Genomic DNA, 22512 nt, shown 5'->3' on the forward strand with positions numbered 1-22512 from the left:
CATCTTCTCTTTTACCTTCCTGCCCTGATCGCCCCGGCCCCGGCAAAGGGCGCCAAAGCGACCAGCACCAGACTGGCCGCCCCGCACAGGGCGATACCGCTCGCGCCGCCGCTGGCCAAAGCGCCTGCACCGAAGATCAGGATCGGCACCGCCAGCGGGATCACCAGCAGCCCGGCCAGCGCGGCGCCTCCTTTCAGGCCCGCCGTGATCGCCGCGACCATCACGCCCAGCGCCGCAAGACCCGGCGTGCCCGCCAGCAGGCCCAGTTCGACCATGCCCAGTTGCGTGCCGTCCAGCCCCAGCAGGGCTCCGGCGGGCAGGGTGGCCAGCATCAGCGCGGGGGCGAAGCTGAGCCAGTGGGCGATGACGCGCATGGCGATCACGCCTTCTTCGGCGATGCCGCGCAGGGCCCATTGGTCGAAGAAGCCCATCTCGATGTCGGGTTCGACAAGGCGGTCGAGCGGGAGGATGGCGGCCAGCAGCGCGGCGACCCAGATCACCCCGCCGCCCACGCGGGCGAGCAGGCGCGGATCGGGCCCGACGGCGAAGGGGAAGATGATGGCGACGGCGAGGAAGAACAGGATCGGCATGGCGATGCCGCTCCCCAGCGCTCCGCCCTGGGCGCCGCGCAGCAGGCGGGCAAGGTCGCGGCGCAGGATGGCGAGGAGGGCAGCGGTCACAGGGCGTAATCCGCGATGTCGAGCCGTTTTGCGCCCGGCAGGCGGATGGGCTGGTGCGAGGTGACGATGGCGCTGCCGCCTTGCGCGCAATGCTCGGCCACAAGGTCTTCGATCAGGGCGACGCCGGCGATGTCGAGGCCGTTGAGTGGCTCGTCCAGCAGCCAGTTCTGGGCGTTCTGGCCGATCAGCCTCGCCAGCGCGGCGCGCTTCTTCTGGCCGGTGGAGAGGTAGCGCACCGGCACATCGAGCAAATTATCCAGCCCGAGCCGTTCCAGCGGCAGGTCGCTGGAACCGTCGATGCCGCGCCAGAAGGCCAGCGCCTTGCCCAGCGGTTGCGCCGGGTCGAGCGCGGGGCGTTCATCAGCCAGGGCGATGGCGCCCTCCCACGCGATGCTGCCCGCCTTGGCCTGATCGCGCGGCGACAGGCTGGGGGAGGGGCGCAGCAGCCCCGCCAGCATCCGCATCAGAGAGGTTTTGCCCGCGCCGTTGGGGCCTGTCAGGTGCAGCGCCTCGCCTTGTTGCAGCTGCAAGTCGAGGCCGTGGAACAGCCAGCGGTCGCCCCGGCGGCAGGAGAGTTCCCAAGCAGTAAGGGCGGCGATTTGCATTGTTTGCCGATAGGGGATGAACAAGGGATAGAAAAGGAAAGATGCGAGGGGGTTACCCCCTCGCGCTCCCAGAACGTCTTCCGACGATAGGGTGGCGCCGCCGGATCGTTGCGCCCAGACTATCGACCTGCGTGACCTAGGGCGCCGCAGGCTCTCAATCCGCTAAGCTTATCCGCCTGCGACGTTGCTCTATCGCTGAACCCGAAGCGCAACGTAGACATTAACGGGAGCGCGAGGGCGCCGTAGCTTGTCGCTCGCGACAAGCGCTCGCTTGGGGCCCTCGCATTCTCTCTTCTTAACCCCCCTTACAAAGCCGCATTGTTATAGCAATGCCACGTGAAAATCGCCGCCGCCCCCCGATACGGCCTCCAGCCTTCCGCCAGCTGCCGGGTCAGCTTCTCGCTGGGGCGTTCTTCCATGCCCAGCAGCTTGCCCAGCCCCACTTGCACCGCCAGATCGCCCGCTGGCCAGATGTCTGCGCGGCCCTCGGCGAACAGCAGGTAGATCTCGGCGGACCAGCGGCCGATGCCCTTGATCTGCGTCAGCAGCGTGATGGCTTCCTCATCGTCGGCGGGCAGGGCATCGAAATCGACCTCTCCGGCCAGCACCAGCTCGCACAAAGACCGCGCATAGGCCTGCTTCTGCCGCGACAGCCCGCAGGCGCGCAAGGCGTCGAAATCGGCTGCCAGCAGCAGGTCCGGAGGGATATCCTCGCCCAAAGTGCCGGTCAGCTTGGTCCACATGGATGAGGCTGCGGCCACGCTCACCTGCTGGCCCACGATGGTGCGCAGCATGGTGGCATAGCCCCGGTTGCGAATGCGCGGCTCGGGATAGCCGACGCGGGTGAGGGCATCGGCGATGGCGGGGGTTTTGGCGGCGATGGCGTCGAGACCGGTGCGGATGGCGGCGGCGCTCAGGCCCATGATCTTTTCCTTATAAGGCATATGATGGGATCGATGGTGCCCGCCATTGCAAATAACCGGGCCAGCCTTTAGCAGCGGCACGAATTTGTCGCCATACCGGCCCGGTTTCCTGCGCAAGAGTGGCGGCGCCATCATGAGGGAAGTCTGCAACATGCCCAAGATTACGGTCGTCGGCCAGAGTGGCGACACGCGCGAGATCGAAGCCACCGTCGGCACCACGCTGATGGAAGCGATTCGCGACAATGGCTTTGACGAGATGCTGGCGCTGTGCGGCGGCTGCTGCTCCTGCGCGACCTGCCATGTCTTTGTCGACGCCGCTTATGCCGACAAGCTGCCGCCCGTCAGCGCCGATGAGGACGATCTGCTGGACAGCAGCGATGAGCGCAACGCCACCTCGCGCCTGTCGTGCCAGCTGCCGATCACCGACGATCTGGATGGCCTGACCGTCACCATCGCCCCCGAGGGTTAAGCGGCAGGCCGGGACGGGCAGCCATGCTTTAGCCGGGCAAAGCGCAATTCGTTTGCGCTGGCCCGCGCGGGCTTCTAGCCATGGCCACCATGACAGCCCAGACGCCCCCCGTCCCGCCCATCCGTCGTTCCACGCTCGATCTGATCGGCAACACGCCGCTGGTGCTTCTCAAGGGCCCCAGCGAGGCGGCGGGCTGCGAGATCTGGGGCAAGTGCGAATTCGCCAATCCGGGGCAGAGCGTGAAGGACCGCGCCGCCCTGTGGATCGTGCGCGATGCCGAGGCGCGGGGCATTCTGAAGCCCGGCGGCACCATTGTGGAAGGCACGGCGGGCAACACCGGCATCGGTCTGGCGCTGGTGGCCAATGCGCTGGGTTACAAGACGATCATCGTCATGCCCGAGACGCAATCGCGCGAAAAGATGGACACGCTGCGCGCGCTGCGTGCCGAGCTGGTGCTGGTGCCAGCCGCGCCTTTCAGCAATCCGGGCCATTTCGTCCACACCTCGCGCCGTCTGGCCGAGGAGACGGAGGGCGCGATCTGGGCCAACCAGTTCGACAACATCGCCAACCGCAAGGCGCATATCGAATCGACCGCGCCGGAAATCTGGTCCCAGATGGAGGGCCGCATCGACGGTTTCACCTGCGCGGCGGGCACCGGCGGCACGCTGGCGGGCACCGGCATGGGGCTGAAGGCCTTTGACGAGAACATCACTGTCGCCCTGACCGATCCGCATGGCGCCGCACTTTACAATTACTTCGCCTGCGGGGAGCTGAAGGCCGAGGGCAACAGCGTGGCCGAGGGCATCGGCCAGGCGCGCATCACGGCCAATCTGGATGGTGCTCCGGTGGACACGCAGTTCCGCATTTCGGACGCCGAAGGGCTGGTCTGGGTGGAAAAGCTGCTGGCCGATGAAGGCCTGGCGCTGGGCCTGTCGAGCGGAATCAATGTGGCGGGCGCGGTCGCGCTGGGCCGCCAGCTGGTGGCGCAAGGCCGCAAGGATGCACGCGTGGCGACGATCCTGTGCGACACGGGCTTCCGCTATCTTTCCACGCTGTTCAACCGGAACTGGTTGGAAGCGAAAGGATTGCCGGTCTTTCCCTGGCTGTCATAATGATGTAAACGGGGTTTAATGACCCTCGGTTCGCATATCTCCATCGCCGCTGGAGCGCCAGTTGCCGGTCACATGCCGGGAACACCGCTGGAAGGCGTTGCGCCACAACTCGCGATGGCCTCTTCGCCGCGCGAATTGCGGTCTCAGGCGATGCAGCGCTTGCAGGTCGGGCTGTTCGGTCTGGCGCTGATGCTGCTGCTGGTGGGTCTGGCCAACATCATCATGGATCATGCCAAGGCGAATGAGGCGGCGATGGCGGCCTCCAGCAAGGCGATGATGCCCAACAGCGGCGGGGCGCCGGGCAACACCGATCCGCTGGCCGATATCAGCATGGTGCCCGACGCCAGTGGCAAGGTGATGCATCCCGCCCCCCATCCTGCCGGGCATTGATCCTCTGTCAGGCACGGCCTTAGCGGGCTGCCTCTAAGGCGCTTTCCTTAAACTCCGCAGTTTGTTCGAGCGCTCCGATGTCATCGGCGCGCTCTTTTCATATGCGCGCGAATCACTGTGCATGCCTGATCGGGGAAAATGCGGGAAGCCTTGGGGAAAGCACGGATCATCCTATGGGAAGATGCGGGTGTGGATGCATTCAGTCTTGTAAAATGGCGATTTTTCGGTCTTGCAGATGCTGCGGCGGTTGCTCTGCGGAGCGCTATGGTAAGTTTTTGGTTAGCATAGTCCACAGGGTGATTTAAAAATATCCTTTTAAAATCAATAAAATGATGTTGGTTTGGGTATGAGGTGGCATAAATTCCCGCAATGTGGCTTCCCTGCCCGCTTGCGAAACGGTAAGTATCCAACATCGGGACAGGGATTCACGGCGACTTTGCTGAAAGGCAGTCGGTGTTGGCGTATCGGACGCCACACCGGATCGTGGCTCTTTGTCCTTCGCTCATGGGGCTTTTTTAGCGCGGGGAAGAGACGGGGTGACTGGCAAGCCGGTCATATACAGTGGTCAGGGCTTCTCGCCGAAGGGTGACAAGGACCGCTTCGTGCTGCCCGCCGCATTCCGCAAAACCGTCACCGAATCGAGCGAGGGCAAGGGTCTGCTGCTGGTCTCCAAGCATGACAAATGGGATTGCCTGATCGGTTATGGCCTCTCGCGCCGCGAGGGGCTGATGGCCCAGATCGACCGCGAGGAAGAAATGGCCGCGCGCGCCAGCCAGCCCTTCGACCGCGACATGCGCTATTTCCAGCTCTTCGACTGCGCCGAGATCAGCTTCGACGGTTCGGGCCGCTTCATCATCCCGGCTCACCTGCGGGCGCTGGGCGGAATTGGCGACGCCATCTACTATCAGGGTGCCGGTCCTTTCTTCACCCTGTGGTCGCCCGACGTGCTGGCCCGCCAGGATGGCCCGCAATGGGCCAGCGCCCAGGCCGCCTGCGCCAGCCTGACGGAAGGCGCGCGCAAATGAGCCCCGAACCCGCTCTCGATCCCGTGGCGCTCACCCCCGCCGACGCCCCGCATATTCCCGTGCTGATCGCCGAAGTGATCGCCGCGCTCGCGCCCCGTCCCGGCACGGTGGTGATCGACGGCACCTTCGGGGCAGGGGGCTACACCCGCGCCCTGCTGGCCTCGGGCGCCACCGTGCATGCCTTCGATCGCGACCCCGATGCGATCCGCAACGGCCGCCTGTGGCCCGAGGCGCAGGGCGAGAACCCGCGCCTGATCCTGCACCCGCGCCGCTTCTCCGAAATGGCGCAGGCGATGGCGGAGGCGGGCGTGGCGCAGGTTGATGGAGTCACGCTGGACATCGGCGTCTCCTCGATGCAGCTCGATCAGGCGGAGCGCGGCTTCAGCTTCTCGATGGATGCCGCGCTCGACATGCGCATGGAGCAGGACGGCCCCAGCGCCGCCGATTTCGTCAACACCGCCGAGGAAAGCGAGATCGCCGACGTGCTCTTCCGCTATGGCGAGGAGCGCCAGTCGCGCCGCGTCGCGCGCTTCATCGTCGGCGCGCGCCCCATCGAGACCACCGGGCAGCTGGCCAACGTGATCCGCCGCGCGCTGGGCCACAAGCCGCATATGCCCAAGGATCCGGCGACGCGCAGCTTCCAGGCCATCCGCATCCATGTGAACGACGAGTTGGGCGAGCTGGAAGCGGCGATGTCCGCCGCCGAGGCCCTGCTGGCGCCCGAGGGCAGGCTGGCCATCGTCAGCTTCCACAGTCTGGAAGACCGCATGGTCAAGCAGTATCTCAAAGCGGCCAGCGGCGATATGCCCGCCACCTCGCGCTACGTGCCCATTGCTGCCGAGGCACCGCCCGCCGTCTTCACGAAGGTCTCCAAGGCCATCCGTCCCTCGCAGGAGGAGCTGGACCGCAATCCGCGTGCCCGTTCCGCCACGCTGCGCCACGCCACCCGCACCATCACTCCCGCGCGACTTCGGAGGTCCGCATGATCATGACCCGTGACCGCCTGCACACCATCGGCTGGGGTATGGCGCTGACCATCTGTTTCGCGCTGATGATGGCGCTGACCGTGCGGGTGAACGCTGTGAAGAGCGAAGTGCGTCTGGCCGACCGCCAGATCACCGAGCTGAGCCGCGAGAAGATGCTGCTCGACACCGAGTTCCAGACCCGCGCCAGCCAGCAGCAGCTGACCGCCTTCAACGATGTGGACTTCGGTCTCGAAGCGCCCAAGCCCGCGCAATATCTGGAAAGCGAGCGCCAGCTCGCCGTGCTGGGCAAGGCGCCGTCGCCCGATGCTCCGCCCCAGATCCGCGTGGCCAGCGCCGATGCCGATGGCCGCCCCGGCATCGTCTCGGCGGTTCAGCCGCTGGCCGGGCGCATCATCGGTTCCGCGGTGGCAGGCGAGGTGCCCCGCGATGGGGTGCGCAAGCCTTTGCGCGCCAGCCAGCTTGAGGACCGCCTCTCGCAGGTCGGTTCACGCATCGCCGAGCGTGCGGAGTAAACGCGATGGCCACCCGGCCCCTTGATGATCAACCGCGCCGCCAGAGGCCCGAGGTTCGCGCCTTGGGCCATGTGTCGTTGGGTGTGCCGGCCAATGGTGCGGTTTCGATGCGTTATGGCGCCAGCGCCACGGTGATCGGCATCGGCCAGCGCCACAATGCGGTGATCGCCGCCAGCCGCGTCGATCTGGTGCATCAGCGTTCGCGCGCGTTGACGGTGGCGCGCTGGCGCACCCTGCTGGTGCTGATCGGCTTTGCGCTGATCGCGCTGATCGCCGAAATCCGCATCGCCCATCTGGGGCTGACCAAGACCGGGCGCGGCGATGTGCCGAGCAGCGCCTACACCTCGCGCCGGGCCGAGATCATCGATCGCAACGGCATGTCGCTGGCGCGCGCTTTCCCCGCCTATGCCCTGTGGTTCAACCCCAAGGCTTTGGGCACGGGTGAGGCCAAGAACGGCGAAGGCGCCCTGGTGCGTAGCCCCAAAGAGGTGGCGCAGGCGCTGGTCCGCATCTTCCCCGATGAGGATGTCGATGCGCTGACCAAGCGTCTCTCGAGCGATGAGCCCGGCTATCTGCGCCGCCGCATCCTGCCCGACGAGGCCAACCGCGTCCACGCGCTGGGCGAGCCCGCGCTGGAATTCCCGCGCGAGAATGAGCGTTACTATCCGCAAGGCTCGATGGGCGCGCATATCCTTGGTTTCGTTGACAACAACGGGCACGGTCAGGTCGGGCTGGAGAAGGTCTACGACCAGCGCCTGACCGATCCGGCGCAGCGCGGGACGCCGATGCAGCTCTCCATCGATGCGCGCGTGCAGGGCGCTCTGGAGGCGGATCTCGCATGGGGTCTGGCGCGAGCGCAGGCGCGCAGCGCGGCGGGCATCGTGATGGATGTGGACACGGGCGAGGTGGTGGCTCTGGCCTCGCTGCCCGCCTTCAACCCCAATGCCATCGATGCCGAGGGCGCCAAGCACACCTTCAACCTGATCTCCAGCCAGCCTTTCGAGCTGGGCAGCGTCATCAAGCCGATCACCGTGGCCGTCGCCATCGACAATGGCGTGCTGCGCGATATGGCCACGCGCTTTCCGGCGGGCGGCCAGCGTGAGGTCGGCGGCCACCTTGTGCATGATGACGCGAATTTCGGCGCCTCGCTGAACATTCCCGAGGCGCTGATCCACTCCTCGAACATCGTGCTGGCGCAGCTGGGCGACCAGATTGGCTCGCAGCGCATGATGGACACCTTCCATCGCCTGGGCTTTGGCGAAAGGCCGCATATCGAACTGCCCGCGCGCGGCGCCCCGATCTGGCCCAAGCCGGATTCGCATGGGCTGTGGACGCGGGTCAGCAACACCACGGTGGCCTATGGCCATGGCATCTCGATCACCGAACTGCATCTGGCCTGCGCCTATGCCGCGCTCGTCAATGGCGGGGTGTGGCGCCCGGCGACGCTCTTCAAGCTCGACCCCGGCCATATTCCCGAGGGACGCCGCATCTGGAAGGCCAGCACCAGCGCGCGCATCCGCCAGCTGCTGCGCGCCATCGTTTCGAACGGCACCGGGCGCAGCGCCAATGCGGCGGGCTATCGCGTGGGCGGCAAGACCGGCACCGCCGAGCGTTCGGACGCGCATGGCTATCACAAGGACAAGGTGGTGACGACCTTCGCCGCGGCCTTCCCGATGGACAAGCCGCGCTATGTGGTGATCTCCACGCTGGACGAGCCGCAGCGCAATGCCGCCACCTCCTACCAGCGGACTGCCGCATGGAATGCCGCACCCATCGTAGGGCGCTTGATTCCCAAGATCGGACCCTTGTTGGGCGTGATGCCTGATCAGACCCGCGATATCGACATTTCCGACATCGCCCCGTTGATTGCGAATGGACAAGGCGAATGAAGCTGGGCGCTCTGGCCGCGCAGGCGGGACTGGAAGGTTTCAACGAAACCGGTGACCTTAATGTCACCGGTTTTGCCCCTTCCGGCGATGTGAACATCACGGGCTTCGCCATCGATAACCGCAAGGTTGCGCCGGGCAATGTGTTCGGGGCTTTCCCCGGCCTGCGCGTGAATGGAGAGGATTTTATTCCCGCCGCCGTGGCCGCTGGCGCTGTCGCCGTGGTGGCCCGGCCCGAGGCGAAGGTGGAAGGCGCGATCCACATCGCCGCCGATGAGCCACGTCTGGCCTTCGCCCGGCTTGCCTCGGGCTTCTATCAGCCCGTGCCGGAAACGCTTGTGGCGGTGACGGGCACCAACGGCAAAACCTCCTGCGTGGAGATGACCCGCCAGCTGTGGCGCATGGCCGGGCATCCGGCGGCCAGCATCGGCACTCTGGGCGTCACCACGCCTCAGGAAACGACCTACACCGGGCTGACCACGCCGGACATCGTCACCTTCCTCGCCAATCTGGCCGGGCTGGCGCGCGAGGGGGTCACCCATGTCGCCTATGAGGCCTCCAGCCATGGCCTTTCGCAATATCGCAATGAGGGGCCGCGCGTGACGGCGGGCGGCTTCACCAACCTGTCGCGCGATCACCTCGATTATCATGCCGATATGGAGGATTATTTCGCCGCCAAGATGCGTCTGTTCACGCAGGTGGTGGAGGATGGCGGCGCGGCGGTGATCTGGGCCGATGATGAATGGTCGGATCGCGCCATCGCGGTGGCGAAGCTGCGTGGCCTGCGTCTGCTCACCGTGGGCGAGAAGGGCGAGGCCCTGCGCCTTGTCAGCCGCACGCCGGGCCTGCTGGGCCAGCAGCTGACCATCGAGCATGAGGGTGCCACCAAGACCCTCAACCTGCCGTTGATCGGCGCCTATCAGGCCGCCAATGCGCTGGTCTCCGCCGGGCTGGCGCTGGCCAGCGGCATCGGCGCGGCGCAGGTCTTCGATGGCCTTGCGCGCCTGCAACCGGTGCGCGGGCGGCTGGAGCGCGCCGGGCTCAACCATGTCGGGGCGCCGGTCTATGTCGATTATGCCCATACGCCCGATGCGCTGGAAGCCGCGATTGCCGCGCTGCGCCCGCATGTGCATGGCCAGCTGATCGTGATCTTCGGCGCGGGCGGCGATCGCGACGAGGGCAAGCGCCCCGCCATGGGCCGCATCGCCGCCGATCATGCCGACATTGCCATCGTCACCGACGACAACCCGCGCGGCGAAGACCCGGCTGCCATTCGCGCCGCCATTCTGGCGGGCATGGATGAGCCGCTGGCCGAGGTCTTTGAGGTGGGTGACCGCCGTCAGGCCATCGCGCGGGGGATATCTCTGGCTCAGGCGGGTGACATCGTCTTGATCGCGGGCAAGGGACATGAGCAAGGCCAGATCGTGGGGCGCGGCGATGCAATGCGCGTGCTGCCTTTCGACGATGTGACCGTGGCGCGTGAATGCGCCGGAAAGTCTGGGGCCGATCAGGTTGCGGGGGCGCAGGAGTAAGCGATGATGACGAAAAAGGCCCGCATCATGGACTGGCCCGAAGAACCGGCGGACGCGCTGCCCACCGCCTTGTGGGATGCCGCCAGCGTGGCGAAAGCCATCGGCGGCACCACGCAGGAAGACTGCTTCATCGCCAATGTCGCCACCGACTCGCGTGAGATCGGCGAGGGTGGGTTGTTCTTCGCCATGCGGGGCGAGGCGATGGATGGCCACCGCTTCATCCCCACCGCCATGACGCGCGGCGCCAGCCTTGTCGTGGCCGAACATCCCGTCGATGCGCCCCATGTGTTGGTGCAGGACAGTTTCGCCGCGCTTCAGGCGCTGGGCGCCGCTGCCCGGGCCCGCGTGCTGCCCGAGGCGAAGATCATCGGCGTGACAGGCTCGGTCGGCAAGACCAGCGTGAAGGAGGCGATCTATGCCGCGCTCGACCGGTCGAGCCGGGGCGGGGCGCATCGTTCGGTCAAGAGCTACAACAACCATGTCGGCGTGCCGCTCAGCCTGTCGCGCATGCCCGCGCGCACGCTGTACGGCATCTTCGAGATGGGGATGAACCATGCCGGGGAAATCTCGGATCTGACGGCGCAGGTGAAGCCGCATGTGGCGGTCATCACCAACATCGCCCCGGCCCATATCGAGAATCTGGGCTCTGAAGAGGCGATTGCCGATGCCAAGGCGGAAATCTTCGAGGGTCTGGTCGAGGGCGGCACCGCCGTCATCCCCGCCGACAGTCCGCATTTCGAGCGTTTGAAAGCCGCTGCCTTGGCGAAAGGCGCTCGGGTGCTCTCCTTCGGGCGCGCGGCGCATGCCGATGTGCGCCTGCTCGATGCGCTGGCCTCGCCGGGGCTGGGCGGCCGCAGCGGCGGATCGCTGGTCACCGCCGATCTGGGCGACATCCGCCTGTGCTACACCGTGGCCTCGCCCGGTGAGCATTGGGTGATCAACTCGCTGGCGGTGATGGCCGTGGTGCGGGCGGTGGGCGCCGATTTCGGCGCGGCGGGCCTGGCCATGGCCGAGCTGGAAGGGCTGGCCGGGCGCGGCGCGCGCGTGGAGATCACCACGAAAGATGGCGGCACCGCGCTGCTGATGGATGAAAGCTACAACGCCAATCCGGCCTCGATGCGCTCCACGCTGGCGGTGCTGGGGGCGGAGAAGGCGAAACGCCGCATCGCCGTGCTGGGCGCCATGAAGGAGCTGGGCGATTTCGGCCCGGCGCTCCATGCCCAGCTGCTGGCGCCGATTGCCGAGGCCAATGTCGATTTCGCCCTGCTGGTCGGCCCGGAAATGGCCGCGCTGGCCGAGGAGCTGGGGACATCCGGCCAGGCCGCGCTTGGCAAGCCCATTGCCTTCGCCCATTGCCAGACCACCGATGAGGCGATTGCCCGTCTGGCCGCCTTCGGGCTGGCCGATGGCGACGCCCTGCTGGTCAAGGGTTCCAATTCTGTCGGTCTGGGCAAGCTGGTTTCCGCTCTGCTCGCGCCTTCTGCTTAACGGACGATACTGAACGCCCATGCTGTATTTCATCGCCCAGTGGTTCCATTTTGCGGGCCTTGCCAATCTGGTGCGCTACCAGACCTTCCGCGCCGGTGCCGCGCTGATGACCGCGCTGATCATCGGCCTGATCATCGGCCCGCGCTTCATCACCATGCTGCGCGCCAAACAGGGCAAGGGCCAACCCATCCGTGAGGACGGCCCGCAGAGCCATCTGGCCAAGCGCGGCACCCCCACCATGGGCGGCTTGATGATCCTGATCTCGCTGGTGGCATCCATGCTGCTGTGGATGGATCTGACCGATCCCTTCGTCTGGGCCTGTCTGGCTGTCACCATCGGCTTTGGCGTGATCGGCTTCCTCGACGATTTCGACAAGGTGACCAAGCGCTCCACCAAGGGCGTGTCCAGCAAGGTGCGCCTGATCGCGGAATTCGCCGTGGCCGGTGTGGCGACTTGGATCATTGTGCAGCACACCGGCACCAACCTTTATGTGCCCTTCCTGCCCAACACCTATATTCCGCTCAGCTATGCCTATTACCCCTTCGCGGCCTTCGTGATCGTGGGGGCGGGCAATGCGGTGAACCTGACCGACGGTCTGGACGGTCTGGCCACCATGCCGGTCATCATCGCGGCGGGCGCCTTCGCGATCATCGCCTATCTCACGGGCCGCGTGGACTACACCCATTATCTGGGCATTCCCCATGTGCCGCGCGCCGGTGAGCTGGCGATCCTGTGCGCCGGGATCATGGGCGCCGGTCTTGGGTTTCTGTGGTTCAACGCGCCGCCTGCCGCCGTCTTTATGGGCGACACCGGCTCGCTGGCCTTGGGCGGCGCGCTGGGCGCCATTGCGGTGGCCGCGCATCACGAGATCGTGCTGGCGATCATCGGCGGGCTGTTCGTGATGGAGGCGGCCAGCGTCATCATTCAGGTGTTCTTCTACAAGCGCACCGGGCGCCGCATCTTCCGCATGGCGCCGATCCACCACCACTTCGAGCAGAAGGGCTGGGCCGAATCCACCGTGGTGATCCGCTTCTGGATCGTGTCGATCGTGCTGGCGCTGATCGGCCTTTCCACGCTGAAGCTGCGTTGATCCGATGATCTCCTCCCCCGCCTTTGCCGGAAAACGTTACGCGGTGCTGGGGCTGGCCCGGTCCGGCCAGACGGCTGTCGCCGCGCTGGTGGCGGGCGGGGCGCAGGTCACCGCCTGGGACGCCAAGGAAGAGCCGCGCCATGCCGTGGCCGAAGCCCACAATGGACCTGAGGGCGACAAGGTGACGCTGGCCGATCCGCTGGCGATCGATCTCACCGGCTTTGCGGGCATGGTCGTCTCGCCCGGCGTGCCGATCAACCGCCACCCCATTGCCGACGCCGCCCGCGCCGCTGGCGTACCGCTGATCTGCGACATCGAACTCTTCGCCCAGAGCCGGGATCATCTGCCGCCGCACAAGGTGGTGGGCATCACCGGCACCAACGGCAAATCCACCACCACCGCGCTGACGAAGCATCTGCTCGATGTGGCGGGCATTCCCGCCATCATGGGTGGCAATATTGGCCTGCCCATTCTGGGGCAGGAACCACTGCCTGCCGGGGGCGTCTATGTGCTGGAGCTGTCGTCCTATCAGATCGATCTGACGCAGCGGCTCGATTGCGAGGTGGCCGTGCTGCTCAACCTCACGCCCGATCATCTGGACCGCTATGACGGTTTCGAGGGCTATGTCGCCAGCAAGGCGCGGCTGTTCGGCATGCAGGCGCTGGGCCGTCTCGCGCTGGTCGAGATGAAGGCGGAACTGGCGCTGGACGTGCTGCGCGATGCGCCTGAGGGCCAGCGCTTCACCTTTATCGAAAGCGTCGATCTGCCGGGCGATCAGGCCGACTGGCCCAGCCTTGCCGGGCCGCATAACCGCGCCAACGCTCAGGCCGCTGTCGCCGCCGTGCGCGAGCTGGGGCTGGACGATGCCACCATCGAAAAGGGCCTGAAAAGCTTCAACGGCCTGCCGCACCGCATGGAGCGGGTGGCGGAATCGAACGGCGTCATCTTCATCAACGATTCCAAGGCGACAAACCCGGCCTCGACCGCTCCCGCTCTAGCGGCTTTCCCGCCGGTTGCGGGGCACAAGCGCCTGCACTGGATCGTCGGTGGCCTGCCCAAGGGTGTCGATCTCGACGATTGCGCGGATGGTTTCCCCAATGTGGCCGCCGCCTACACCATTGGCGACGCCGGGCCGCTGTTTGCCCAGATTCTTGCCCCCCATATGCCGGTGGTCCGCGCCGAGATGATGAGCGAGGCCATCCGCCGCGCCATCGAGGCCGCCAGCCCCGGCGATGTCGTGCTGCTCTCGCCCGCCTGCGCCAGCTTCGACCAGTTCCGCGACTTCGAGGCGCGCGGCGAGACCTTCCGCCAGATCGTCGAGGTTCTGACGGGGCAGGGTGATCACACCCACGGCGAGGAAGGCTGACCCCATGCCCGCCACGCCGCCCGGACCGTCCACGCCTCCGCCGCCGGGCAGCCCCACTGCCGGACCGACCTTCACGCCCGCTCCCTATGTGCCGGGCGCCGGCGCGGGTGAGGACAACGGCAGCTGGGCCAAGCGCGCCGGGCGCGGCGAATGGGCGACATGGTGGCGCGAGATCGACCGTGTGCTGCTGGTGCTGATCTTCGCCCTGATGGGCATTGGCGCTCTGGCCGTGGCGGCGGGTTCGCCTGCTGCCGTTCATGCCCCGGCCATGGCCCGCAAGGGCTTTGGCGATCTGCACTTCTTCTATCTGCATATCGGCTTTCAAAGTGTCGGCCTGATCGCCATGCTGGTCTGCTCGCGGCTCAATCGTGAGCAGGCGCGGCGCGTGGGCATCATTCTGGGCTGCGCCATGCTGGTGGCGCTGATGCTGGTGCCGATGGTGGGCGCCAACATCAACGGCGCCAAGCGCTGGCTGAAGCTGGGCATCACCATCCAGCCCTCCGAGTTTCTCAAGCCCGCCTTCGCGATCTGCCTCGCCTGGGTGCTTTCGTGGAAGCTGCGTGATGGCAAGCTGCCGGTGATGATGATCTGCGTGGGGCTGACGGGCCTTGTCGCCGCGCTGCTGATGCTCCAGCCCGATTTCGGCTCGACGGTGCTGTTTTTGCTGGTGGGCTTCACCATGCTGCTGGTGGCGGGCCTGCCGCTCAGCCCGGCGCGCATCGGCCTGTTCGCCGGCATTGGCGCGGGCGTGGTGGCGCTGGCCTATATGTTCTATGGCAATGCCCGCAACCGTATCGACGACTTTCTGCTGAACCTCTCGGGCGGCGGCGACCAGTACGATCAGGTGCATCTGGCTTTCCGCACGCTGGTGGCGGGCGGCTGGACGGGCACGGGCCTGTGGCTCGGCACGCAGAAGAAATCGCTGCCCGAGCCGCATACCGACTATATCTTCTCGGTCATCGGCGAGGAGTTCGGCCTGTTGATGTGCGCCGTGGTGGTGCTGCTCTATTTCGCCATCGTGGCGCGCGTGCTGATCCGTCTGGCGCAGGAGGAAGACCTCTTCACTGTGCTGGCGGGCACCGGCCTTGTGGTGCAGATCGGCGGACAGGCCTTCATCAACATTCTGGTCAATCTGCAGCTGTTCCCCTCCAAGGGTATGACCTTGCCGCTGATTTCCTATGGCGGTTCTTCTACCATTGCCTTGTGCATGGGCGTGGGCTTTTTGCTCGCGATCACAAGGCGTAACCCCTATCTGGCGCATGATCCGTTCCAGAGCGAGGGCGCTTCAGGGGGCAGGGGGCTGCCGCTGCATCTTGTCTCGCCCTTTTCCACCGCCTATCCGTCCAAGACCGACAACCCCAGGAAGTGAGCCCCGCCGACATGACCCTTGTCTCCCGCCATTATGTGCTGGCCGCGGGTGGCACCGGCGGCCATCTGATCCCCGCCTTCGCCCTGGCGGCGGAGCTGGAGCGGCGCGGGCACCATGTCGCGCTGGTGACGGATGTGCGCGGTGCGGCGATCCCGGGGCGCCCTGAAGGGCTGACGGCGCATGTGTTGCCCGCCGGGCGTTTGCAGGGCAAGAACCCCATCAACTGGATCAAGGGTCTGATGGCGATCATGGAAGGGCGGCGCATGGCGCTGCGCCTTTATGAAAGCTTCCAGCCCAGCGCGGTGATCGGCTTTGGCGGCTATCCGGCGCTTCCGGCGCTGCTGGCGGCCAGCAGCGCGGGCATCCCCAGCCTGATCCACGAGCAGAACGCCGTGCTGGGCCGGGTGAACCGCTTCCTCGCCAAGGGCGTCAACGCCATTGCCACCGCCAGCGCCCAGACCGACCGGCTCGATGCCAAATATGCCGAAAAGACTCATGTCATCGGCAATCCGGTGCGCGAGGAGGTGCTGCGCCTGCGCGACCAGCCTTTCCCGCCCTTCACCGAGGACGGATTGCTGCGCGTGCTGGTGACGGGTGGTTCTCAGGGAGCCCGCGTCCTGTCTGAAGTGGTGCCCGATGGTCTGGCCATGCTGCCGCCGTCGCTGCGCACCCGCCTGCAGGTGATCCAGCAGTGCCGCGCCGAGGATATCGACGCTGTGCGCACCCGCTACGCCTCGCATGACATTCCCGCCGAACTGGCGACCTATTTCGAGGATATGGCCACCCGTCTGGCCGATGCTCACCTGTTTATCGGCCGTTCGGGCGCCAGCACCATTGCGGAACTCACCGCCGTGGGCCGCCCGGCCATCCTTGTGCCCCTGCCCATCGCCACCGACGATCATCAGGCCGCCAATGCGCGCGAGATGGTGGTGGCGGGCGGCGCCCGCTCGATCCGTCAGGAGAAATTTACCGCCGTGGAACTGGCCAAGCAGATTCAGGCCCTGGCCCAGCGCCCCGAGACGCTGGCCAATGCCGCCCATGCCGCGTGGAATTGCGGCCATCCCAATGCCGCCGCCGATCTGGCCGATCTGGTGGAAAGCTTCGGCGCGGAGCCCTTGATGGACGTGATCAAGGTGGACAGTGCCGCCCTGCCCGCGGGCGCGCAGGGGCAGCTGGCATGAAGGGCGTCGCAACGGACATCGGCACGATCCATTTCGTCGGCATCGGCGGGATCGGCATGTCGGGCATCGCCGAGGTGATGGCCAACCTGGGCTACACCGTGCAGGGCAGCGACATTGCCGAGGGCTATGTGGTGGAAGGCCTGCGCCAGCGCGGCATCAAGGTGATGATCGGCCATGCCGCCGAGAATCTGGGCGATGCCGCCGTGGTCGTCACCTCCACCGCCGTGAAGCGCGATAACCCGGAAGTGGCCGCCGCGCTGGAGCATCGCGTTCCCGTGGTGCGCCGCGCCGAAATGCTGGCCGAGCTGATGCGGCTGAAGAACACCGTCGCCGTGGCCGGCACCCACGGCAAGACGACGACCACCAGCATGGTCGCAGCATTGCTGGACGCCGGCGGGGTGGACCCCACCGTCATCAATGGCGGCATCATCAACTCCTATGGCTCCAACGCGCGCCTTGGCGCCAGCGACTGGATGGTGGTGGAGGCCGACGAAAGCGACGGCAGCTTCCTGCGTCTGGATGGCACCATCGCGGTCGTCACCAACATCGATCCCGAGCATCTCGACCATTACGGTTCGTTTGACCGGGTGAAGCAGTGCTTCGTCGAATTTATCGAGAACGTGCCCTTCTATGGCGCGGCGGTGCTCTGCATCGACCATCCCGAGGTGCAGGCGATCATCCCCAAGGTGCGTGACCGCCGGGTCATCACCTATGGTTTCAGCGCTCAGGCCGATGTGCGCGGCGAGAACGTCACGCCTTATCCCGGCGGCAACCGCTTCACCGCCGTGCTGCGCCAACGCGATGGTTCGTTCCGCCGCATCGAGGGCATCGAGCTGCCGATGCCGGGCCGCCACAATGTCCAGAACGCGCTGGCCGCAGTCGCCGTCGCGGTGGAGATGGGTGTGGCCGATGAGCTGATCCGGGGCGGTTTCGCCAAGTTCGGGGGCGTGAAGCGCCGCTTCACCAAGGTGGGCGAGGTTGATGGCGCCACCATCATCGACGATTACGGCCACCACCCGGTCGAGATCCGTGCCGTGCTGGCCGCTGCGCGGGAAAGCGTGCAGAACCGCGTGATCGCCGTGGTGCAGCCGCATCGCTTCACCCGTCTGCGCGATCATCTCGATGATTTCGCCGCGGCCTTCAACGATGCCGATATCGTCTATGCCGCCCCGGTCTATGCCGCCGGCGAGCAGCCCATCGAGGGCGTCGATTCCGCCGCCATGGTGCAGGGCATCAAGGCGCGCGGCCATCGCAGCGCGCATCTGATCGACGGTGCCGACGCTCTGGCGGGCACGCTGGCCGATGTGATCCAGCCGGGCGATATGGTCGTGTGCCTTGGCGCGGGCGATATCACGAAATGGGCTGCCGGGCTGGCTGCTGCCATCGGGGAGCGCAAGGGCCTGTGAACTGGACGCCGCCTCCTGTTGCCGGGCGCTTGACGGCTGACGCTCCACTGGCTCCGCTGGTGTGGTTCAAGAGCGGCGGCGTGGCGCAGTGGCTGTTCGAGCCCAAGGACGTGGAGGATCTGCGCTCGTTTCTGGCGCAGTGTCCCGCTGATGTGCCGGTGATGGCGCTGGGGCTGGGCAGCAATCTGATCGTGCGCGATGGCGGCGTGCCGGGCGTGGTCGTGCGTCTGGGCAAGGCCTTTGCCAAGGTCGAGAAGCTGGACGATCTGACGCTGAACTGCGGCGGTGGGGCGAGCGGCATTCTGGTCTCCTCCACCGCGCGCGATGCCGGGATTGCGGGGCTGGAGTTTCTGCGCAGCATCCCGGGCACAGTGGGCGGTTTTGTCCGCATGAACGGCGGCGCCTATGGGCGTGAGGTGAAGGATATCCTCGTCGATTGCCTTGTGGTGACGCGCGATGGCCAGCTCTCCACCCTGCCGCTGTCCGATCTGGGTTACACCTATCGCCATTCCGATCTGGCCGAGGGGGCGATTGTCGTCTCGGCCCGCTTCCGTGGCATGCCCGGCGAGGCCGAGGCGATCCAGACCGAGATGGACCGCATCTCCGCCAGCCGCGAGGCCAGCCAGCCTCTGCGCAGCAAGACCGGCGGCTCGACCTTCAAGAACCCTCCGGGCGAGCGCGCCTGGGAGCTGGTGGACCGCGCCGGATGCCGGGGGTTGACCATTGGCGGGGCGCAGGTCAGCGAGAAGCACACCAACTTTCTCATCAACACCGGCACGGCCACCAGCGCTGACATCGAGACGCTGGGCGATGAAGTGCGCCGCCGGGTAAAAGACAACTCCGGCGTCGAGCTGGAATGGGAAATCAAGCGAGTAGGCAAGACACTGTGAGCAAGCTGCCCAAACTTCATATCGCCGTGCTGATGGGCGGCTGGTCCTCGGAACGCCCCGTCTCGCTGATGAGCGGCAATGGCGTGGCCGATGCTCTGGAAAGCCGGGGCCATAAGGTTACGCGCATCGATATGGGCCGCGATGTGGCCCTCAAGCTGGCCGAGGCCAAGCCCGATGTGGTGTTCAACGCTCTACATGGCGCGCCCGGCGAGGATGGCAGCGTGCAGGGCATGATGGATCTGATGGGGCTGACCTATACCCATTCGGGCCTGACCAGCAGCGTGATCGCCATCGATAAGGAGCTGACCAAGCAGGCGCTGATCCCCCATGGCATCCCCATGCCGGGCGGCCGCATCGTGCAGAGCGCCGAACTGTTCGAGAAAGACCCGCTGCCGCGCCCCTATGTGCTCAAACCAGCCTGCGAGGGCTCCAGCGTGGGCGTGGCCATCGTGACGGCCAGCGGCAATTACGGCAATCCCATCGGGCGCGATGTGGAGGGCCCCTGGCACCATTTCCCCGAGCTGATGGCCGAGCCCTTCATTCGCGGCAAGGAGCTGACCACCGCCGTGCTGGGCGACAAGGCTTTGATGGTCACCGAACTCATTCCCACCACCGAATTCTACGATTTCGACGCCAAATACACCGATGGGCTGACCAAGCATGTCTGCCCCGCCGAAATCCCCGAGGATGTGGCGCAGGCCTGCAAGGATATTGCTCTGCGCGCGCATCAATTGCTGGGCTGCAAGGGCACCAGCCGCAGCGATTTCCGCTGGGATGATGAGCAAGGCGTGGAAGGCCTGTTCCTGCTGGAGGTCAACACGCAGCCGGGCATGACGCCGCTTAGCCTCGTGCCGGAACAGGCGCGGCATCTGGGCATGGATTACGCCGATCTGGTCGAGGCCATCGTGGCCGAGGCACTGAAGGATTCTGGCGCTGACGCCAAGGCCAAGAAGGGGGCATAACACAGCCGATGAGCCAGAAGCTGAAACGCGGCGGCGCCAGCGCCCGCAAGCAGGCCAGCAAGGCCAGCAACGCCCGCAAGGTGGCGGTGGCGCGTGCGCGCACCGGCACGGCGCTGGACCGTGCGCTGGCGCTGCTGCCCTTCAGCGAGGCTCAGCTGCACCGCATCTTTCTGGTGACCATTCTGGGCTGCGCGCTGGGTCTGGCCTGGCTGGTGATGGTGCTGGCCGGCGTGCCCGCCATGGCCACGCAGCAGGTGGCGTCCATCGCCTCGCAGGCCGGGTTTCAGGTGCGCCGCGTCGAGGTGCATGGCGTCAAGCATCTCAACGAGCTGAAGGTCTATGAGCGGGTGCTGGCCCAGCGGGACCGCGCCATGCCGCTGGTCGATCTTGAGGCGGTGCGTGACGATCTGCTGCAGCTGAGCTGGGTGGAGGATGCCCGCGTTTCGCGCGAATTGCCCGATACGCTGGTGGTCGACATCGTCGAGCGCAAGCCCGGCCCGGTGCTGCGCGAGGGCGACAAGCTGACTTTGATCGATGCGGGCGGCCACCGTCTGGAGCCGATCGCAGCTGGCCGCGCCAAGGGCAAGCTGGTGCTCTCGGGCGAGGGTGTGTCGGATAAGGTGGGTGATCTGACGACCCTGCTCGATGCCGCGCCTGCCTTGCGCCCGCAGGTGGCCGAGGCCGAGTGGGTGGGCAACCGCCGCTGGAACCTCACTTTCAAGACCAACCAGGTGCTGGCCCTGCCGGAGGGTGACAAGATCGGCGCCGATGCGCTGATGGCTTTTGCGCGTCTGGATGGCACCAACCGCCTGCTGGGCGGTCGCGTGGTGGCTTTCGATATGCGCTCGCCGGACCGGATCTATATGCGCGTGCCGGGCAGCTCGACCAATGGCATGCCGGACAGCCCGCTGGCGGTGGCGGTGGCTGCGGCTACGCCGGAGGCGGACGCGACCTCCACGCCCAGCGAGGCCAAACCCGAAGCGTCCAAGCCTGCCGCCAAGCCGCAGGCCGAGAGCAAGCCTAAAACCACCCCGCATCACGAAACCGCCGAGCATGTGGGTGTGATCCGCAATGCGCTGGCGCATGTCGGCGGGGCGGATCATGCGGTTAAGCACGAGGCCGTGAAGCATGAGGCGCACAAGCCTGCGCCCGAGCATAAGGCTACGCCTGCGCATAAGCCTGACCACAAGCCTGCAGCAGCCCATAAACCCGCCCCGGCCCACAAGCCGGAAAAGCACAAGACCGAGCCCGCTCACAAGGCGCCTGCGCACAAGCCAGCCGCTCACAAACCCGCCGCCGCGCATAAGCCGGACCATAAGGCGCCTCACCATAAGGACGCCCATTGATGGTCGCACCCCGGATCGTCAGTGCCTTTGGCGCGGTCAACATCGGCTCCTTCCGCATTTCGGCGATCATTGCCGGGCGCACCGAAACCGGTGAATTGCTGGTGTTGGGTAGCGGCCACCGCGCAGCGCAGGGCGTGAAGCGTGGCTATGTGGTGGACATGCACGCCGCCACCTACGCCGTGCGCGACGCCATCGAGCGTGCCGAAAAGATGGCGGGCACCAGCGTGCAGGCGGTTGCCATCGGCTGCAGCGGGGCCGGGCTCACCAGCCAGATCACGCAGGTCGAGGCGGATATCGGCGGTCGCCGGATCGAGGACGATGATATCGAGCATCTGCTCTCCGGCGCCTGCGGGGTGATCCAGCCCGATGGGCGCGTGGTGCTGCATGCCCAGCCCGCGCATTACACGCTGGATGGCGCGCATGGCGTTTCCAACCCCAAGGGGCTGCATGCCGGGCGTCTGGGCGTCGATATTCACGTGATGCTGGGCGATGGCGGCCCGGTGCGCAACCTGACCGAAGCGGTGCAGAACGCGCATCTGCAGGTGACGTCGGTGGTGGCCTCGCCCATCGCCGCCGGTTACGCTTGCCTCGCGCCCGAAGAACGCGAGCTGGGCGTGGCGCTGGTGGAGTTTGGCGCGGAGGTGACCACAGTGTCGCTGTTTGCCGCAGGCATGCTGGTGGGGCTGACGACCATTCCCATGGGCTCGGGCGATATCACCGATGCCATTGCCTCCTCCTTCGGCATCCGCCGTTTTCAGGCCGAACGGCTGAAATGCGTCAACGGTTCGGCCATCGCCAGCCCGGCGGACCACCGCGAGATGATCCCCATCAACGGCCCGGGCGAAGACGGCACCGGCGGCCAGCTGGCCCGCCATGCCGATGACAAGAACCGCATTCCCCGCGCCGAACTCATCACCGTCATCACCACCCAGCTCGGGCGGCTGATGGATGAGGTCAACCGGGTGCTGAAAGCCATGGGCTTTTCCGGGGCTGGGGCGGGGCAGGTGGTCTTCACCGGGGGCGGGGCCGAACTGGCGGGTCTGGCCGATTTCGCGCAGGGGGCCTTGGGCCGTCCGGTGCGCATCGGGCGTCCCATGGCCATCAAGGGCCTGCCCGAAGCGCATTCCACGCCCGGCTTTTCGACTTTGGCGGGGCTGGTGCTTTATGCCGCCGCGGACCCCGTCGATATACGCAGATTAAGCCAGGCGCAGCGCCGCACCACGCGGTTTTCGGGCTCTGGACTGATGAACCGTGTGCTGCATGCGCTGAAGGAATATTTTTGAGGTGGCGCTCA

At 66.3% G+C, this 22512-nt stretch carries 21 protein-coding genes; 18 read left to right on the forward strand and 3 right to left on the reverse strand.

Translation table 11 applies throughout. From position 1 onward, the window contains the following. Nucleotides 1–11 precede the first annotated feature (11 nt). The 3 genes from SR3_RS25515 to SR3_RS25525 all read right to left on the reverse strand — a co-directional run bounded on the left by SR3_RS25515 (nt 12) and on the right by SR3_RS25525 (nt 2208). Entirely contained in the window at nt 12–680 is a 669-nt protein-coding gene (locus SR3_RS25515) for a heme exporter protein CcmB (protein ID WP_068092556.1), read from the reverse strand. Beyond that, a complete protein-coding gene (gene ccmA / locus SR3_RS25520) occupies nt 677–1285 on the reverse strand; it encodes a heme ABC exporter ATP-binding protein CcmA (protein WP_068092558.1) in 609 nt (202 codons plus the stop codon). Before ccmA ends, SR3_RS25515 begins: the two co-directional genes overlap by 4 nt. A gap of 305 nt (nt 1286–1590) precedes the next feature. Next, the gene (locus tag SR3_RS25525; RefSeq protein ID WP_068092605.1) at nt 1591–2208 is read right to left on the reverse strand and encodes a DNA-3-methyladenine glycosylase family protein; all 618 of its coding nucleotides are present in this window, start codon (nt 2206–2208) and stop codon (nt 1591–1593) included. Between the two features lie 151 nt (nt 2209–2359). Between SR3_RS25525 and SR3_RS25530 the strand changes: the two genes are divergently transcribed. The 18 genes from SR3_RS25530 to ftsA all read left to right on the forward strand — a co-directional run bounded on the left by SR3_RS25530 (nt 2360) and on the right by ftsA (nt 22501). Next, on the forward strand, nt 2360–2677 hold the full coding sequence (locus tag SR3_RS25530) for a 2Fe-2S iron-sulfur cluster-binding protein (protein ID WP_068092563.1): 318 nt from the start codon (nt 2360–2362) through the stop codon (nt 2675–2677). Between the two features lie 89 nt (nt 2678–2766). Further along, nucleotides 2767–3789 carry a cysteine synthase A gene (locus SR3_RS25535; RefSeq protein WP_068092565.1) on the forward strand — a complete coding sequence of 341 codons (1023 nt, stop codon included), beginning with the start codon at nt 2767–2769 and terminating at the stop codon, nt 3787–3789. Between the two features lie 18 nt (nt 3790–3807). Continuing rightward, a complete protein-coding gene (locus SR3_RS25540; protein ID WP_157099108.1) occupies nt 3808–4179 on the forward strand; it encodes a hypothetical protein in 372 nt (123 codons plus the stop codon). Between the two features lie 536 nt (nt 4180–4715). Beyond that, nucleotides 4716–5204 carry a division/cell wall cluster transcriptional repressor MraZ gene (locus SR3_RS25545; RefSeq protein ID WP_218018887.1) on the forward strand — a complete coding sequence of 163 codons (489 nt, stop codon included), beginning with the start codon at nt 4716–4718 and terminating at the stop codon, nt 5202–5204. After that, nucleotides 5201–6190 carry a 16S rRNA (cytosine(1402)-N(4))-methyltransferase RsmH gene (rsmH, locus tag SR3_RS25550; RefSeq protein WP_068092571.1) on the forward strand — a complete coding sequence of 330 codons (990 nt, stop codon included), beginning with the start codon at nt 5201–5203 and terminating at the stop codon, nt 6188–6190. The genes SR3_RS25545 and rsmH overlap by 4 nt, the downstream gene beginning before the upstream one ends. After that, on the forward strand, nt 6187–6702 hold the full coding sequence (locus tag SR3_RS25555) for a hypothetical protein (protein ID WP_068092574.1): 516 nt from the start codon (nt 6187–6189) through the stop codon (nt 6700–6702). Before rsmH ends, SR3_RS25555 begins: the two co-directional genes overlap by 4 nt. Nucleotides 6703–6809: 107 nt before the next feature. Continuing rightward, nucleotides 6810–8591 (forward strand): peptidoglycan D,D-transpeptidase FtsI family protein, encoded by a 1782-nt coding sequence (locus tag SR3_RS25560; RefSeq protein WP_068092613.1) that lies wholly within the window; start codon nt 6810–6812, stop codon nt 8589–8591. Further along, nucleotides 8588–10120 carry a UDP-N-acetylmuramoyl-L-alanyl-D-glutamate--2,6-diaminopimelate ligase gene (locus SR3_RS25565; protein ID WP_084455917.1) on the forward strand — a complete coding sequence of 511 codons (1533 nt, stop codon included), beginning with the start codon at nt 8588–8590 and terminating at the stop codon, nt 10118–10120. The genes SR3_RS25560 and SR3_RS25565 overlap by 4 nt, the downstream gene beginning before the upstream one ends. A gap of 6 nt (nt 10121–10126) precedes the next feature. After that, a complete protein-coding gene (locus tag SR3_RS25570) occupies nt 10127–11608 on the forward strand; it encodes a UDP-N-acetylmuramoyl-tripeptide--D-alanyl-D-alanine ligase (RefSeq protein ID WP_068092619.1) in 1482 nt (493 codons plus the stop codon). A gap of 19 nt (nt 11609–11627) precedes the next feature. Further along, on the forward strand, nt 11628–12698 hold the full coding sequence (gene mraY / locus SR3_RS25575; protein ID WP_068092576.1) for a phospho-N-acetylmuramoyl-pentapeptide-transferase: 1071 nt from the start codon (nt 11628–11630) through the stop codon (nt 12696–12698). A gap of 4 nt (nt 12699–12702) precedes the next feature. Continuing rightward, nucleotides 12703–14064, forward strand: coding sequence for a UDP-N-acetylmuramoyl-L-alanine--D-glutamate ligase (gene murD, locus SR3_RS25580; protein WP_068092578.1), 1362 nt, complete (start codon nt 12703–12705; stop codon nt 14062–14064). 4 nt (nt 14065–14068) lie between these two features. Further along, nucleotides 14069–15433: an FtsW/RodA/SpoVE family cell cycle protein gene (locus SR3_RS25585; RefSeq protein ID WP_084455918.1), complete on the forward strand. Its 1365-nt coding sequence runs from the start codon at nt 14069–14071 to the stop codon at nt 15431–15433. A gap of 11 nt (nt 15434–15444) precedes the next feature. Beyond that, nucleotides 15445–16614, forward strand: a complete 1170-nt coding sequence (gene murG, locus SR3_RS25590; RefSeq protein WP_068092622.1) for an undecaprenyldiphospho-muramoylpentapeptide beta-N-acetylglucosaminyltransferase — start codon at nt 15445–15447, stop codon at nt 16612–16614. Further along, complete coding sequence (gene murC, locus SR3_RS25595) at nt 16611–18020, forward strand: UDP-N-acetylmuramate--L-alanine ligase (RefSeq protein WP_068092579.1); 1410 nt, start codon at nt 16611–16613, stop codon at nt 18018–18020. Before murG ends, murC begins: the two co-directional genes overlap by 4 nt. Beyond that, complete coding sequence (gene murB / locus SR3_RS25600) at nt 18017–18910, forward strand: UDP-N-acetylmuramate dehydrogenase (protein ID WP_068092582.1); 894 nt, start codon at nt 18017–18019, stop codon at nt 18908–18910. Before murC ends, murB begins: the two co-directional genes overlap by 4 nt. Beyond that, nucleotides 18877–19872: a D-alanine--D-alanine ligase gene (locus SR3_RS25605; RefSeq protein ID WP_174549195.1), complete on the forward strand. Its 996-nt coding sequence runs from the start codon at nt 18877–18879 to the stop codon at nt 19870–19872. Before murB ends, SR3_RS25605 begins: the two co-directional genes overlap by 34 nt. An 8-nt stretch (nt 19873–19880) precedes the next feature. Next, on the forward strand, nt 19881–21218 hold the full coding sequence (locus tag SR3_RS25610) for a cell division protein FtsQ/DivIB (RefSeq protein WP_084455920.1): 1338 nt from the start codon (nt 19881–19883) through the stop codon (nt 21216–21218). Further along, nucleotides 21218–22501 (forward strand): cell division protein FtsA, encoded by a 1284-nt coding sequence (gene ftsA, locus SR3_RS25615; RefSeq protein WP_068092587.1) that lies wholly within the window; start codon nt 21218–21220, stop codon nt 22499–22501. The genes SR3_RS25610 and ftsA overlap by 1 nt, the downstream gene beginning before the upstream one ends. Nucleotides 22502–22512: the final 11 nt, after the last annotated feature.

Origin of the sequence: Novosphingobium rosa NBRC 15208 (genome assembly GCF_001598555.1) — a bacterium.
GTDB lineage: Bacteria > Pseudomonadota > Alphaproteobacteria > Sphingomonadales > Sphingomonadaceae > Novosphingobium > Novosphingobium rosa.

Bases quoted from the DNA above. Each gene is read 5' to 3' on its own strand.
- ccmA (WP_068092558.1), bottom strand. From the start codon at position 1,285: ATGCAAATCGCCGCCCTTACTGCTTGGGAACTCTCCTGCCGCCGGGGC.
- SR3_RS25525 (WP_068092605.1), bottom strand. From the start codon at position 2,208: ATGGGCCTGAGCGCCGCCGCCATCCGCACCGGTCTCGACGCCATCGCC.
- SR3_RS25530 (WP_068092563.1), top strand. From the start codon at position 2,360: ATGCCCAAGATTACGGTCGTCGGCCAGAGTGGCGACACGCGCGAGATC.
- SR3_RS25535 (WP_068092565.1), top strand. From the start codon at position 2,767: ATGACAGCCCAGACGCCCCCCGTCCCGCCCATCCGTCGTTCCACGCTC.
- SR3_RS25540 (WP_157099108.1), top strand. From the start codon at position 3,808: ATGACCCTCGGTTCGCATATCTCCATCGCCGCTGGAGCGCCAGTTGCC.
- rsmH (WP_068092571.1), top strand. From the start codon at position 5,201: ATGAGCCCCGAACCCGCTCTCGATCCCGTGGCGCTCACCCCCGCCGAC.
- SR3_RS25555 (WP_068092574.1), top strand. From the start codon at position 6,187: ATGATCATGACCCGTGACCGCCTGCACACCATCGGCTGGGGTATGGCG.
- SR3_RS25560 (WP_068092613.1), top strand. From the start codon at position 6,810: ATGCGTTATGGCGCCAGCGCCACGGTGATCGGCATCGGCCAGCGCCAC.
- SR3_RS25565 (WP_084455917.1), top strand. From the start codon at position 8,588: ATGAAGCTGGGCGCTCTGGCCGCGCAGGCGGGACTGGAAGGTTTCAAC.
- SR3_RS25570 (WP_068092619.1), top strand. From the start codon at position 10,127: ATGACGAAAAAGGCCCGCATCATGGACTGGCCCGAAGAACCGGCGGAC.
- mraY (WP_068092576.1), top strand. From the start codon at position 11,628: ATGCTGTATTTCATCGCCCAGTGGTTCCATTTTGCGGGCCTTGCCAAT.
- murD (WP_068092578.1), top strand. From the start codon at position 12,703: ATGATCTCCTCCCCCGCCTTTGCCGGAAAACGTTACGCGGTGCTGGGG.
- SR3_RS25585 (WP_084455918.1), top strand. From the start codon at position 14,069: ATGCCCGCCACGCCGCCCGGACCGTCCACGCCTCCGCCGCCGGGCAGC.
- murG (WP_068092622.1), top strand. From the start codon at position 15,445: ATGACCCTTGTCTCCCGCCATTATGTGCTGGCCGCGGGTGGCACCGGC.
- murC (WP_068092579.1), top strand. From the start codon at position 16,611: ATGAAGGGCGTCGCAACGGACATCGGCACGATCCATTTCGTCGGCATC.
- SR3_RS25605 (WP_174549195.1), top strand. From the start codon at position 18,877: ATGGGAAATCAAGCGAGTAGGCAAGACACTGTGAGCAAGCTGCCCAAA.
- SR3_RS25610 (WP_084455920.1), top strand. From the start codon at position 19,881: ATGAGCCAGAAGCTGAAACGCGGCGGCGCCAGCGCCCGCAAGCAGGCC.
- ftsA (WP_068092587.1), top strand. From the start codon at position 21,218: ATGGTCGCACCCCGGATCGTCAGTGCCTTTGGCGCGGTCAACATCGGC.